This is a genomic window from Jiella sonneratiae (assembly GCF_017353515.1).
GTDB lineage: Bacteria > Pseudomonadota > Alphaproteobacteria > Rhizobiales > Rhizobiaceae > Jiella > Jiella sonneratiae.
In genome coordinates this window covers 57,419-71,062 of record NZ_JAFMPY010000010.1, presented here as the reverse complement: position 1 = coordinate 71,062, position 13,644 = coordinate 57,419, and the positions used below count along the sequence as shown (strand labels likewise).

Below are 13,644 nucleotides of genomic sequence, written 5' to 3'. Positions count from 1 at the left end.
GTGAGCCCGGCCATCCGTGACGGCGCTCTGACGTCGCGGGCTCTGATGGGGCCGCGATCCCCTGATGCCGGGCGCCGACCGACCGAAGACCTTGAGAAGACCGGAGAGACCCGCCATGCCCGCCTATCGCTCACGCACCACCACCCATGGCCGCAACATGGCCGGCGCGCGTGGCCTCTGGCGCGCCACCGGCATGAAGGACGGCGACTTCGGCAAGCCGATCATCGCCGTCGTCAACTCCTTCACCCAGTTCGTGCCGGGCCACGTCCATCTGAAGGATCTCGGCCAGCTGGTCGCCCGCGAGATCGAACAGGCCGGCGGGGTCGCCAAGGAGTTCAACACCATTGCCGTCGACGACGGCATCGCCATGGGCCACGACGGCATGCTCTATTCGCTGCCGTCCCGCGAACTCATCGCCGACTCGGTCGAATACATGGTCAACGCGCACTGCGCCGACGCCATGGTCTGCATCTCCAACTGCGACAAGATCACGCCCGGCATGCTGATGGCGGCGCTGCGGCTCAACATTCCCGTGGTCTTCGTCTCCGGCGGCCCGATGGAGGCCGGCAAGGTGATCCTGTCCACCGGCGAGAAGAAGGCGCTGGACCTCGTCGACGCCATGGTCGCGGCCGCCGACGACCGGGTGTCGGACGAGGACGTCCAGGTGATCGAGCGCTCGGCCTGCCCGACCTGCGGGTCGTGCTCCGGCATGTTCACGGCGAATTCGATGAACTGCCTCACCGAGGCGCTCGGCCTGTCGCTCCCCGGCAACGGCTCGACGCTCGCGACCCATGCCGACCGGCGCCGCCTCTTCGTCGAGGCGGGCCATCTCATCGTCGATCTCGCCCGCCGCTATTACGAACAGGACGACGAAAGCGTGCTGCCGCGTTCGATCGCGAGCTTTGCCGCCTTCGAGAACGCCATGACGCTCGACATCGCCATGGGCGGCTCGACCAACACGGTGCTGCATCTCCTTGCCGCCGCCCACGAGGGCGAGGTGGCCTTCACGATGAGCGACATCGACCGGCTTTCCCGGCGGGTTCCGGTGCTCTGCAAGGTCGCGCCGGCCGTCGGCAACGTCCATATGGAGGACGTCCACCGGGCCGGCGGCATCATGGCGATCCTCGGCGAACTCGACCGCGCCGGGCTGATCGACACCTCGGTCGGCTCGGTGCACGCGGAATCCCTCGCCGACGCCCTCGACCGCTGGGACGTGATCCGCACCTCGAGCACCACCGTCCACGACTTCTACCGTGCAGCGCCCGGCGGCGTGCCGACGCAGGTCGCCTTCAGTCAGGAGCGGCGCTGGGACGATCTCGACACCGACCGGGAGACCGGCGCGATCCGCGACGCGGAGCACGCCTTCTCCAGGGACGGCGGACTTGCCGTGCTCTACGGCAACCTCGCCGAGGAAGGCTGCATCGTGAAGACCGCCGGCGTCGACGCCTCGATCCTCACCTTCTCCGGCCCGGCGCGCATCTTCGAGAGCCAGGACGCCTCGGTGAAGGCGATCCTGTCGAACGAGGTCAAGCCCGGCGACATCGTGCTGATCCGCTACGAGGGGCCGCGCGGCGGCCCCGGCATGCAGGAGATGCTCTATCCGACGAGCTATCTGAAGTCGAAGGGCCTCGGCAAGGCCTGCGCGCTCGTCACCGACGGGCGCTTTTCCGGCGGCTCCTCGGGCCTTTCCATCGGCCACGTCTCGCCGGAAGCGGCCGAAGGCGGCACGATCGGCCTCGTGCGCGAGGGCGACAGGATCGAGATCGACATCCCGAACCGGAAGATCCACCTCTGCGTCGACGACGCCGAAATCGCCCGCCGCCGCGAGGCGCAGGCGGAGAAGGGCTGGAAGCCGGCCGAGCCGCGCAGGCGCAAGGTGACCCAGGCGCTCAAGGCCTATGCCGCGCTGACCACCAGCGCCGCGAGGGGCGCCGTGCGGCAGGTCGACTGACTTTTCGTCGCCGCATCCGATGCAGGAAGGGCCGTCCGGCGGAACCGGGCGGCCCTTCGTCGTTCAGGCGGTGCCGCCGCGCTTCCGCGACTGGCCGCGCTCCGAAACCTCAGCCGGAGGTGCCGGCGGGCTTTGCCGCCGAGGCGGCGTCGTTCGCCTGCTTGAGCTGTAGGGCGTCGCGGATCGTGTAGAAGAGATCCGTCTGGTCGGTGAGGCCGACGACGTTGGCAGCGCCCGGGCCGTAGGCCGCGATGCGCAGCTGCGCGCCGGTATGCTCCTGCGAGTCGCCCTCCGAATTGCCGTAGCTGACCGCCATCACCGCGCCGTCCTTGGTCGTCAGCGCCTCGGTGAGGCCGGGCGCCTTGTCGTCGACCGGGATGATCTGGCTGGAATGGGCGTGGTCTGCGGTGACGATCACCAGCGTGTTGCCATCCTTCCTGGCGAAGTCCAGCGCCTTCTGCACCGCCTCGTCGAGATCGACGGTCTCGCCGATCTGGGCGCAGGGATTGGCGGCATGGTCCTGCTTGTCGATCGAGGCGCCCTCGACCTGCAGGAAGAAGCCCTTGTCGTTGGTCTTCAGAAGGTCGATCGCCTTCTGCGTCATCGCGGCGAGCGTCGGCACGCTCTCGGCGCGCTCGGCGTTCGGCTGGCAGGTCACCGGCTCCTTGTCGACATTGCCGTGATAGGAGGCCTTCGGCCCGCTCCAGCGCACCGGCATGTTGCCCGGCGCGAAGAGACCGATGAGCGGCTTGTCCTGGTTTGCCGCATCGACCTTCTGGAGCGCCTCGGCGTCGCCGACGACGGTGAAGCCGCGGGCCTCGGCCTGCTGGCGCAGCGTCTTGTCCTTCCACTCGCCGGCCTTCGCCGTCTCCTCGAAGCTCTCGGCGCCGCCGCCGAGCAGGACGTCCGGCCGGGTCTGAAGCATCTGCTCGGTGATCGAGCCCTTGCCGCCGTTCTCCAGCGCGTTCGACGGGCACTTCTCGCTCGTCGCCTTCGGGCCGTAGCACTTGCGGCCGGTGACATGCGCGACGAGCACCGCCGGCGTCGCGTCCTGCAGCTCGGCGGTCGAGACGTCGCCGGTGGCAAGGCCCGCGGCCTTGGCGAGCTCGAGCAGCGTCGCGTGCGGCTCGCCCTTGATGTCGACGCCGATGGCGCCGTTATAGGTCTTGACGCCCGACGCCCAGCCGGTGCCGGACGCGGCGGAATCGGTGACGTAGTCCGGCTTGCCGGTCTTCTCGTCGAGCGAATAGTGGGTGTACTGCCCGGTCAGCGGCAGCGCGTCGATGCCCTTGAAGTAACCGCCGGCGCCCTCGGCGTAGTTGCGGGCGATGGTGATCTCCGAATCGCCCATGCCGTCGCCGATCAGGAGAATGACGTTTCTGGCCGGGCCGTCGATGATCGCCTTGCGCAGGTCGGCGGTGGCGTCGCCGCCCATCCGGCGCGCGCCGGCCGCCTGCGTCAGGTCGCCGGCCGCGCCGCGCACAAGCAGCGTCTCGGGCGTCTTCGCCTCCTGGGCCTGCGCCAGGCCGCCCAGCCCCGCCAGCATCGATGTCGTCAAAAGGGCCGCAAGGCCCGTCGCGGCGAACTTTTCCATGTCGAAACCCTCTGCGTTGTCGCATCCGCCCCGCTCACCGGCGTGGGCCAGGTCCTTCTCCACGGAATCGACAATGCTAATGTGACAGGACGACGAAGACGCCGGATATTTCGCCGGCAGGCTGCAGGCCGGCGGGGAGCGGCCGGCGGTTTGCGCGGTCGGGCACGATCGCGGACCGGTGCCGGGACCGCCGGGATCGCCGGGATCGCCGGGATCGCCGGACTATACCGATCCGTATAGCGCCGGCCATCTGATGGAAGGCGAGGCGGGCTAGGCGGGAGAGGCACGTCCCGAGCCTCGCCCATGACCAAGCTGCCGAAATCCGTCCGCAACGGCATCGTCGCCGTCCTCCTCCTCTGCGCCTTGCCGGCGGCCTATGCCGGCTGTCTGCAAATCGTCGGCAACGTCCACACCGTCGAGCCCGACCTCGTCTACCGCTCCGCCCAACTCGGTCCAGCCGCGCTGCAGAAGCTGATCGACGCGCACCACATCCGCTCGATCCTCAATCTCCGGGGCACCCATCGCGACGCCGCATGGTACCGCGACGAGACGCTCGTCGCCGCAGGGTCCGGGGTCGAGGAGATCGCCATCGGGATCTCGGCCGACGAGGAACCCTCGCCCGAGACCCTCGCCCGGATCGAGGCGGCCGTCCGCGACGCCCCGAAGCCGCTCCTCATCCACTGCAAGTCCGGCGCCGACCGCAGCGGCCTCGCCAGCGCCATCTACGAATATGCCGTCGCCGGTCGCCCGGCCGCGGTGGCGGACGGCCAGCTTTCGTTCTTCTACGGGCATTTTCCCTGGCTGATCAGCCGCACCGGGGCTATGGACGAGGCCTTCGTCGATTTCGTGCAGCGGCGCGAGGCATCGCGCGCCTTCGCCGCGGGAGACAGTCAGCCATGAAGGTGCTCGTCATCGAGGATGACCGCTCCACCGCCGACTACGTCGTCGGCGGGCTGAAGGAGGAGGGCCACGATCCCGACCACGCCGCATCGGGGCCGATCGGGCTCGAACTCGCCTGCACCCGCGAATACGACGCCCTCGTCGTCGACCGCATGCTGCCCGGGCTCGACGGGCTGTCGATCGTCCGGGCGCTGCGCTCCTCCGGCCGCGACGCGCCGGTGATCTTCCTCACCTCCGTCTCCGGCCTCGACGACCGGGTGGAAGGCCTCGAGGCCGGAGCCGACGACTATCTCGTCAAGCCCTTCGCCTTTTCCGAGCTGATGGCGCGGCTGAACGCCCTCGCCCGCCGCTCGCCGCTCAGGCGCGAGGAGACCGTGCTGCGGGTCGGCGAGCTCGAGATGAACCTGATCGCCCGCACGGTGAAGCGCGAAGGCCGCGAGATCGACCTGCAGCCCCGCGAGTTCCGGCTGCTCGAATACATGATGCGCAACCGCGGCCGGGTGCTGACCCGCACCATGCTGCTCGAGCGGGTATGGGACTTCCACTTCGATCCGAAGACCAACGTCGTCGAGACCCATGTCAGCCGGCTGCGCTCGAAGGTCGACCGGCCATTCGCCGGCGAGATGATCCGGACCATCCGCGGCTCGGGATACGTCCTGAATGTTCCGGCCTGACGAATTCCGGTCGATCTCCTTCCGCGTCGCGCTGATCTACACCGGCTTCTTCGTCGCCTCGGTGCTGGCGATTCTCGGCACCACCTACGTCGTCGCCTCGTCGGAACTCTCCGAGACCCTCAGGGCCGAGATCGGCGACGACGTCGCGCGGCTGCGCGCCGGCTTCGCCTCAGGCGGCGAAGCTGCGCTCAAGGACGATTTCGACGATCTCGGCGAAGCCGCCTCGGAGGACCGCTTCTTCCTGGTCCTTGACGCCGGCGGCCGGCGCATCGCCGGCAACGTGCCGAAGGAGCTGTGGCGGGCCGGCTGGCAGTCGGGAAGCGTCGCGCCGGATATCGTCGCCTCCTCGCCGTCGCTCGTCGCCGCCGCCGGGCACAATCACGACCACGAGATGCTGTTCCTCGCGCTCGGCGAACGCATCGGCCCCTATGACGTTTTGGTCGGCCGCAACTCCCACATCGTCGACGAGACCCAGGAGATCATCCTCTCGGCGATGCTGATCGGCGGCGTCGTCAGCTCGGTGCTGGCGCTGCTCGGCGGCTTTCTCGTCTCGCGCGGGCCGACCCGCCGCGTCGACGAGATCGCCCTCACCACCCGGCAGATCGTCGACGGCCGGCTCGATCTGCGCCTGCCGGTCTCCGGGCGCGGCGACGAGCTCGACCGTCTTGCCGCCGACATCAACGCCATGCTGGCGCGGATCGAGACGCTGCTCGCCAGCCTGAAGCAGGTCTCGACCGACATCGCCCACGATCTGAGGACGCCGCTTGCGCGGCTGCGCCAGCGGCTCGATTCGGTCCGGCGCCGGGCCCGCACGCCGGAGGAATACGAGGTGGCGATCGACGCGGCGATCGAGGAGAGCGACGCGGCGATCGAGACCTTCCACGCGCTTCTGAGGATCGCCCAGATCGAGGCCGGCACGCGGCGCTCGCGCTTTCGCCCCCTCGATCTTCGGGCCGTCGTGCGGCGCACCGCCGAGGTCTACGAGGAGGTGGCGGCGGATGCGGGCCACCGCCTCGACATCGCCGAGCTCGGCGCGGCGCATGTCGAGGGCGACGAGGAACTTCTGACCCAGCTTCTCGCCAATCTCATCGAAAACGCCATCAACCACGTCCCGCCGCCCGGCCGCATCGCGATCTCGCTGCATGCCTCTGACGGGGTCGCGCGGCTCGACGTCGCCGACGACGGGCCGGGCGTGCCGGATGGCGAGCGCGCGAAGATCTTCCAGCGCCTCTACCGGCTCGACCAGAGCCGCACGACTCCCGGCAGCGGCCTCGGGCTCGCCCTCGTCGCGGCGATCGCCGAACTGCATGGCGGAAGCGCCGAGGCCCTCGACGCGGCGCCGGGGCTGAGGGTGCGCGTCACCCTGCCGCTCGCCGCCGACCGCGGCTGACCCCGGCGACCGACCGGCCGCTTCGGGAGGCCCCGGCCGAAGGCTGAGCGCGGCAGCCCGAGGGCTCGAACCCGCCGTGATTAAGGGGTGGCCCCGGCGGCCACCCTTTGATGTATCAGGGCCGGACCGCACCCTGTCGAACCATGGAGATCGCCATGACCAGCCTGACGGGCGCCTGGCAATTCTGGGCGCTTCTTGCCGCGGTCTTCGCCGCGCTGACGGCGGTTCTCGCCAAGGTCGGCGTCGCCGAGATCCCCTCCGACCTCGCGACCTTCATCCGCACGCTCGTCGTCGCGGCGCTGCTCTTCCTCATCGTCAGCGCCACCGGACAGTGGCGTTCGCCGGCGTCGCTGCCATCGCGCGCGCTTGTCTTCCTGGCGCTGTCCGGCCTTGCCACCGGCGCCTCGTGGCTGTGCTATTTCCGGGCGCTGAAGCTCGGCGACGCGGCCCGCGTCGCCCCCGTCGACAAGCTGTCGGTGGTCCTCGTCGCGGTGTTCGGCGCCGTCTTCCTCGGCGAGCGGCTCGCACCCGCCAACTGGGCCGGCGTCGCGCTCATCGCCCTCGGCGCCTGGCTCGTCACGCTGGGCTGATCGCCCGGCAGGCGCGCCCCGTCTATAATCATCCGTATAGGCCCGGAATCGTCCGCGTCATCTCGTGCCGCCATGGTTCGGCCGGGCCAGCACGATGGCTCGCCAACGAAAGGCACGAACGATGAAGACCCGAACGATCACGACCCGCATCGCGACCGCAGCCGCCGGCGGAGTGCTTCTTTTTGCCGCCTGCGGCGCGAGCCTCGCCGCCGAAAAGGGCGAGGGCCAGGCCGACGGGGCGGAAGTCCGGAAGGCGCTCACCGCGACGATCCCGCTGTCGCAGGCCCTCGCCAAGGCCGAACAGGCGACCGGAGCCAAAGCGCTCGACGCCGCGATCTCCGACGAGGCCGGCGACAATGCCTGGGAGATCGAGCTCGCCAAGGCCGACGGCTCGCGCGAGACCGTGATGGTCGACGCCTCCACCGGCAACATCGCCCGCAACGCCTCGGACGAAGCGGAGGGCGAGACGGCCGCCAAGTCGCAGGACGGGGACGAGATGGAAGACGGCGACTGACGATCGCCGCCGCACCGATCCGAAATACTGGCGCCCCTGCCCTCCGCGGCAGGGGCGCCTTCGCGTCCGGAAGCGATCGAGACCGGCGGAAAGGGGGGCGGCGCGGGGCGGGCGGGCGTTCGCGCTCCGCCGGAGATTGCGCCGATTACCGAAGCGTATAGTTGCGGAAATCCGCCGGCATCGGCGGCACGGCATGAAGGGCCGGAACCATTCACCCCACCCTTCAGGAGCCCGCCATGCCGGCAACGCCACGACCCTCGCACTGGAGCAGCCTCAACGTCTTCCTGCACTGGACGATCGTCGTCCTCCTCGTCTGCCAGTGGATCGAGGGCGAGTTCATGAGCGACTTCTGGGACGCGACGCTCGAGGGCCGGGGGGTCGACCAGACGACGACGGTCCTCGGCTACGGCCACATCGTCATCGGCACCCTCGTTCTCGTCGCGGCGGCCCTCAGGCTGGTCGACCGCTTCGTCTCCGGCCGTCCGCCGCACGATGCCGCGGATCCGACCTGGGCGCTTGGCTTGGCGAAGGTCACGCATTTCCTCCTCTATGCGGTCCTCCTGGCGATGCCGCTCCTCGGCCTCGCCGCCTGGTTCACCGGCAACGACGCCCTCGCCGGCTATCACGCCTTCCTGTGGAACCCGCTGCTCGCGCTCGTCGGGCTGCACGTCCTCGGCGCCCTCGCCCAGCATTTCTGGTTCCGCTCGCCGGCCCTCAAGCGGATGATCCCCGGCCTGCGCCACGGCTGAGAAGCACCGGGACCGGGCCGACGTCCTTGACCGTCCGGTCCCGTGAAGGCGGCGTCGCTCCGCGCACGCCGCCTTCCGCTCGTCCCGCCACGGCCGGCTCGGCCGGTCCGGCAGCCGGCGGCTTCCACGCATTGCGGCGCCCGTCGGCATTTCCATTCGCCACGACGCTCTTATAGTCACCCGATGATTCGACCGGCCGAAGGCCGGCGACCCTGGTGACGGAGTATGGTGATGGGCGAAGCCGCGGGACCGACGGCCCTCGTGATCATGGGGCCATCCGGTGTCGGCAAGTCGACGACGGCCGAACTGATCGCAGCACGGCTCGGCTGGCCCTTCGCCGAGGCCGACGAATTCCACCCCCGGGCCAACATCGACAAGATGACCAGCGGCATCGCCCTCGACGACGCCGACCGCGCCCCCTGGCTCGCCGCCATCCGCGACTGGATCAGCCGCGAGGCGGCGCGCGGCGTCTCGACGGTGCTCACCTGTTCGGCCCTGAAGCACAGCTACCGCGACCTCTTGCGCGAGGCGGACGCCAGGGTCTGCTTCGTCGCGCTCGAGGCCGACGTCGAGCTCGTCGCGGCTCGCATGTCCCACCGCAAGGGCCATTTCATGCCGCCCTCGCTGCTCGCCTCGCAATTTGCCGACCTGCAGCCGCTCACCGCCGACGAGGACGGAATCACCGTCTCCGTCGCGGTGCCGCCCGAGGAGGTCGTCCACGAGATCCTGACGAAGCTCGGGCTCGAACCGTCGATCGCCTGACGCTCCGGGCCGCCCGCCGGCCACCCTGGACGCCGACGCCTTCGATCGCATCATCCAACCAGACGGAGCCAGCCGCGTGCCGGAGGGATTTCACCAGACGCTCGGAGCCGGAACGCTCCTCGCCATCGCCGCCGGGGCCATCGCGCTCCTCCTCGTCCTCATCATCCAGTTCCGGATCCACGCCTTCATCGCGCTGGTGATGGTCAGCCTGGTCACCGCCTTCGCCGCGGGCCTGCCGTCCAGCGCCGTGCTCGACGTCCTGACCAAGGGTTTCGGCTCGACGCTCGCCTCGGTGGCGCTGCTCGTCGGCTTCGGGGCGATGCTGGGCCGGCTGGTCGAAGTTTCGGGTGGCGCGCAGACGCTTTCCGACGCGCTGATCGCCCGCTTCGGCGAAAAGCGCGCGCCCCTCGCCCTCGGCGTCGCCTCGCTGATCTTCGGCTTCCCGATCTTCTTCGATGCCGGCCTCGTCGTCATGCTGCCGATCGTCTTCTCCGTCGCCCGGCGCCTCGGCGGCGGGGTGCTGCGCTACGGCCTGCCGGTCGCGGCCGCCTTTTCCTGCATGCACGCCTTCGTGCCGCCGCATCCCGGCCCCGTCGCAAGCGCCGAACTGCTCGGCGCCGACATCGGCATCCTGACCATCGTCGGGCTGATCGTCGCGATCCCGACCTGGTTCGTCGCCGGCTATCTCTACGGGGTCTTCGCCGGCAGCCGCTTCGTCCTGAAGGTGCCGGACTTCCTCTCCGGCGGCGAGCGCGAGGAGGACATGGCCGATCCGCCGCGGCCCGCGACGGTGATCCTCCTCCTGTTGCTGCCTTTGGCGATCATCTTCGTCAACACCGGGCTCGACGCGGCCCGCGCGGCGGGATGGGTCGACGGGAATGCCGGCTGGTTCGGCTTCCTGCGGGCCGTCTGCGCGACGCCGATCGCCCTCCTCGTCGCCGTCCTCGTCGCGAGCTGGGTCCTCGGCATCCGCCGCGGCCTCGACAAGCTGCGGGTCGAGACGCTGCTCGATTCGGCCCTCGCCCCGGTCTGCGCCATCATCCTCATCACCGGCGCCGGCGGCATGTTCGGCGGCGTCCTGAAGGCGACCGGGATCGGCGACGCGCTGGCCGAGACGCTGACGGGGATCGGCCTGCCGCTGATCGTTTCCGGCTTCGTCATCGCGCTGGCGCTGCGAATCGCACAAGGCTCCGCCACCGTCGCGCTGATCACCGCCGCGGGGCTGATCCAGCCGGCGATCCAGAGCGAGGGAATCAGCGGCTTTCCGCTGGCGGCGATCGTCGTCGCGCTGGCGTCCGGCTCGCTGGCGCTCAGCCATGTCAACGATTCCGGCTTCTGGCTGGTCGGGCGCTTCATGGACATGGACGTCAAGACGACGCTGAAGACCTGGACGGTGATGGAGACGCTGATCGGCTTCGTCGGCTTCGCCATCGCCTGCCTGCTCTACGTCGCCTTCGGCGGCTGAACGCGCCCGCTGCGGCGGCTTCCCCGAGGTCGCCCTCGGCCGCGCGCTCCGCCTGCACCGGATACCGCTTGCGCGGCGGCCCTCGAACCGGCACACCGGCGGCAGGCGAGCCGGAAGGCCGCAAAGCAACGGGATCAGACGGCGGCAGTTGATGGCGACGGGCGATGACGACGGGCGATGACCAGAGCGGCAGCGGCGAGACGGGCCGCCGCACGAGCGCCGACCCCCAGGGCGCCAGTCCCCACGGCGCCGGTCCCCAGGGCGCCGGCGACACGGCGGCCTGGGACGCGCGGCGCGGCGAGCTCGACCGCCGGCTCGCCGCCCACCAGGCGCGGCGCGCCGCCGAGGAAGGCACCAGGCACCGCTCGGCCAATGCGCAGGGCATGGCCGAGGGGCTGAAGCTTGCGAGCGAATTCGTCGCGGGCATCGTCGTCGGCGCGGCGATCGGCTACGGCATCGACAGGCTGGCCGGCACGATGCCGCTGTTTCTGGTCTTCTTCCTGATGATCGGCTTTGCCGCGGGCGTGCGGAACGTCCTGAGATCCGTCGCCCCGAAGCCGGCACCTTCCGCAGATGCGCCGCCGCCCCGACCCCGCGAAGATCGGGAAAGCTGAACGAAACGGAGCGATTGCGTCTTCGGGGGTGTTGCTTCGAGCCCGCGGGAACGCTATGGGCAATCCGTCTCTCTTTGGGCGTCTTTATTCGACGAAGGACCAGGCCGTTTGGAACACGACCCGACAGATCCGATACACCAGTTCCAGATCAACCGTATCGTGCCGATCCGCATCGGTGACTGGGACTTCTCCTTTACGAATTCCGCCCTCTTCATGGTGCTGACGGTCGCCATCACCGCCGCCTTTCTCTACTACACGACAAGGGGCCGGGGGCTCGTTCCCTCGCGCGGCCAGTCGGTCACCGAGCTGACCTACGAGTTCACCGCCAACATGCTGCGCGATGCGGCGGGCCCGGCGGGAATGCGGTTCTTCCCCTTCGTGTTCTCGATCTTCATGTTCGTGCTCGTCGCGAACCTGCTCGGCATGTTCCCGTATTTCTTCACGGTGACCAGCCACCTGATCGTCACCTTCGCCCTGGCCATGCTGGTGATCGGCGTCGTCATCGTCTACGGGCTGATGAAGCACGGCCTGCACTGGTTCAAGCTGTTCGTGCCGCCGGACGTTCCGGCCATGCTGTTGCCGCTCGTCGTCCTGATCGAGATCGTCTCCTTCATTTCCCGGCCGGTGTCGCTCTCGGTTCGTCTCTTCGCCAACATGCTGGCGGGGCACATCACGCTGAAGGTCTTCGCGGGTTTCGTCTTCTCGCTCGGTACGCTTGGCGCGCTCGGGATCCTCGGCGCCATCCTGCCGCTCCTGATGGTCGTCGCCCTGACGGCGCTGGAATTCCTGGTGGCGGCGCTGCAGGCCTACGTCTTCGCCGTGCTGACCTGCATGTATCTCAACGACGCCATCCATCCGGGCCACTGATCCCCGGTCTTCGGGGACGGGGTCCGGAACACCCTCCGCAGGGCGCGCCAGCGCCCGTCAACCGCCGCTCATCAAACCCATTCAAAGGAGTATCGACATGGAAGCGGATGCAGCAAAGTTCATCGGTGCCGGTATCGCCTGCCTCGGCATGGGCGGCGCCGGAATCGGCCTCGGCACGATCTTCGGCCAGTATCTGGCCGGCGCGCTGCGCAACCCCTCGGCCGCCGACGGCCAGTTCGGCCGCCTGATCTTCGGCTTCGCCGTGACGGAAGCGCTCGGCATCTTCTCGCTGCTCATCGCGCTGCTTCTGCTCTTCGCGGTCTGAGACTTTCCGCAGAAGCCGAAGCGACCATTGAAGACCGGCGGCCCCGAGGGCTGCCGGTCGTTCCTGCCGGAGACCCGCGATGTTCGTCACCGAAGCCTTTGCCCAGGACGGGGAAACGACGGCTCACCAGCCCGCCGACGCCGCCGCCTCGGCCCATGGTGAGACGATCCACGCCGATCGTGCCCACGAGCCCGGCTTTCCCCCCTTCAATCCCGAATTCTACCCCTCGCAGCTGTTGTGGCTGGCGATCACCTTCGGCGTCTTCTACTGGCTGCTGAAGACGGTGATCATGCCGCGCATCGGCGGCATCCTCGAAAACCGGCGGGACCGGATCGCCCTCGATCTCGAGGCGGCCGAGCGCATGCGCTCCGACGCCGACGAGGCCAAGGCCGCCTACGAGCAGGAGCTCGCCGAGGCCCGCAGCCGCGCCCATTCCATCGCCCACGAGGCGAAGGAATCGGCCCGGGAGGACGCCGAGGCGGAGCGCAAGCGCCTCGACGGCGAGCTCGACGAGAAGCTCGACGCCGCGCAGGCGCGCATCGCCGAGGTGAAGCGCTCGGCGCTTTCCGAGGTCGACGGCATCGCCCGCGACGTCACCGACACCATCCTGCGCGAGGTCGCGAGCATCGAGGCCAGCCAGGACGAGATCGCCGGCGCCGTCGCCGAAGCCGGCCGCTGAGGGAGGAACGACGATGGACAATACGTTCTGGGCCCTGATCGGCCTGATCCTCTTCTTCGTCGTGGTCTTCTACGTGAAGGCCCCGACGATGATGACCAAGAACCTCGATGACCGGGCGGCCCGCATCCGCAAGGAGATCGAGGAGGCGCGCGAACTGAAGGAGGAGGCCAAGCAGCAGCTGGCCGAATTCCAGCGCCGCCGGCGCGAGGCCGAGCAGGAGGCGAAGGACATCGTCGCCGCCGCCAAGCGCGAGGCCGAAGCGATGCTGAAGGACGCCAAGCGCCGCAACGAGGAATATGTCGAGCGGCGCACCGCGATGGCCGAGGCGAAGATCGCCCAGGCCGAAAAGGACGCCGTCGCCGAAGTTCGAACATCGGCGGTGAACCTCGCCGTCGAGGCCTCCGCCAAGATCATCGCCGACCGCAATGCCGGCGGCCGGAACGGCATCTTCGTCGACAATTCGATCGCCGAGGTCCGCAAGCGGCTCAACTGACCGCCGCGGCAAGATCGCCGAACCGAGACGAGCCGGGCCCGCGAGGTCCGGCTTTTTTCGTCGGGCGATTTCGCTGA

General features: G+C 69.3%; 15 protein-coding genes. 14 read left to right on the top strand and 1 reads right to left on the bottom strand.

Features of this window, described 5'->3' with window-relative positions:
* The first annotated feature begins 115 nt into the window (after positions 1-115).
* Entirely contained in the window at positions 116-1,951 is a 1,836-nt protein-coding gene (ilvD, locus tag J1C47_RS11620; RefSeq protein ID WP_207350931.1) for a dihydroxy-acid dehydratase, read from the top strand.
* A 109-nt stretch (positions 1,952-2,060) separates the two neighbouring features.
* Here the strand turns inward: ilvD and phoA are convergent, their stop codons facing one another.
* Positions 2,061-3,497, bottom strand: coding sequence for an alkaline phosphatase (gene phoA / locus J1C47_RS11615; RefSeq protein ID WP_245396519.1), 1,437 nt, complete (start codon positions 3,495-3,497; stop codon positions 2,061-2,063).
* Positions 3,498-3,848: 351 nt separating this feature from the next.
* On the opposite strand from phoA, the gene J1C47_RS11610 reads away from it, so the two are divergent.
* From J1C47_RS11610 to J1C47_RS11550, 13 genes are all read left to right on the top strand, one after another.
* On the top strand, positions 3,849-4,445 hold the full coding sequence (locus J1C47_RS11610; protein WP_207350929.1) for a fused DSP-PTPase phosphatase/NAD kinase-like protein: 597 nt from the start codon (positions 3,849-3,851) through the stop codon (positions 4,443-4,445).
* Positions 4,442-5,119, top strand: a complete 678-nt coding sequence (locus J1C47_RS11605; protein ID WP_207350928.1) for a response regulator transcription factor — start codon at positions 4,442-4,444, stop codon at positions 5,117-5,119. The genes J1C47_RS11610 and J1C47_RS11605 overlap by 4 nt, the downstream gene beginning before the upstream one ends.
* Positions 5,106-6,509, top strand: coding sequence for a HAMP domain-containing sensor histidine kinase (locus tag J1C47_RS11600; RefSeq protein ID WP_207350927.1), 1,404 nt, complete (start codon positions 5,106-5,108; stop codon positions 6,507-6,509). Before J1C47_RS11605 ends, J1C47_RS11600 begins: the two co-directional genes overlap by 14 nt.
* Positions 6,510-6,664: 155 nt before the next feature.
* Positions 6,665-7,099, top strand: coding sequence for an EamA family transporter (locus tag J1C47_RS11595; protein WP_207350926.1), 435 nt, complete (start codon positions 6,665-6,667; stop codon positions 7,097-7,099).
* 121 nt (positions 7,100-7,220) lie between these two features.
* Entirely contained in the window at positions 7,221-7,613 is a 393-nt protein-coding gene (locus tag J1C47_RS11590; RefSeq protein WP_207350925.1) for a PepSY domain-containing protein, read from the top strand.
* A gap of 236 nt (positions 7,614-7,849) precedes the next feature.
* A complete protein-coding gene (locus J1C47_RS11585) occupies positions 7,850-8,362 on the top strand; it encodes a cytochrome b (RefSeq protein WP_207350924.1) in 513 nt (170 codons plus the stop codon).
* Between the two features lie 231 nt (positions 8,363-8,593).
* On the top strand, positions 8,594-9,124 hold the full coding sequence (locus J1C47_RS11580) for a gluconokinase (protein ID WP_245396508.1): 531 nt from the start codon (positions 8,594-8,596) through the stop codon (positions 9,122-9,124).
* Positions 9,125-9,200: 76 nt separating this feature from the next.
* A complete protein-coding gene (locus J1C47_RS11575; protein WP_207350923.1) occupies positions 9,201-10,589 on the top strand; it encodes a GntT/GntP/DsdX family permease in 1,389 nt (462 codons plus the stop codon).
* A 164-nt stretch (positions 10,590-10,753) separates the two neighbouring features.
* The gene (locus J1C47_RS11570) at positions 10,754-11,203 is read left to right on the top strand and encodes an AtpZ/AtpI family protein (protein ID WP_207350922.1); all 450 of its coding nucleotides are present in this window, start codon (positions 10,754-10,756) and stop codon (positions 11,201-11,203) included.
* A gap of 108 nt (positions 11,204-11,311) precedes the next feature.
* Positions 11,312-12,070, top strand: coding sequence for a F0F1 ATP synthase subunit A (locus J1C47_RS11565; protein ID WP_207350921.1), 759 nt, complete (start codon positions 11,312-11,314; stop codon positions 12,068-12,070).
* 97 nt (positions 12,071-12,167) lie between these two features.
* Complete coding sequence (locus J1C47_RS11560) at positions 12,168-12,395, top strand: F0F1 ATP synthase subunit C (RefSeq protein ID WP_134764362.1); 228 nt, start codon at positions 12,168-12,170, stop codon at positions 12,393-12,395.
* A gap of 79 nt (positions 12,396-12,474) precedes the next feature.
* Entirely contained in the window at positions 12,475-13,074 is a 600-nt protein-coding gene (locus J1C47_RS11555) for a F0F1 ATP synthase subunit B (protein ID WP_207350920.1), read from the top strand.
* 13 nt (positions 13,075-13,087) lie between these two features.
* A complete protein-coding gene (locus J1C47_RS11550) occupies positions 13,088-13,567 on the top strand; it encodes a F0F1 ATP synthase subunit B (protein ID WP_207350919.1) in 480 nt (159 codons plus the stop codon).
* Positions 13,568-13,644: the final 77 nt, after the last annotated feature.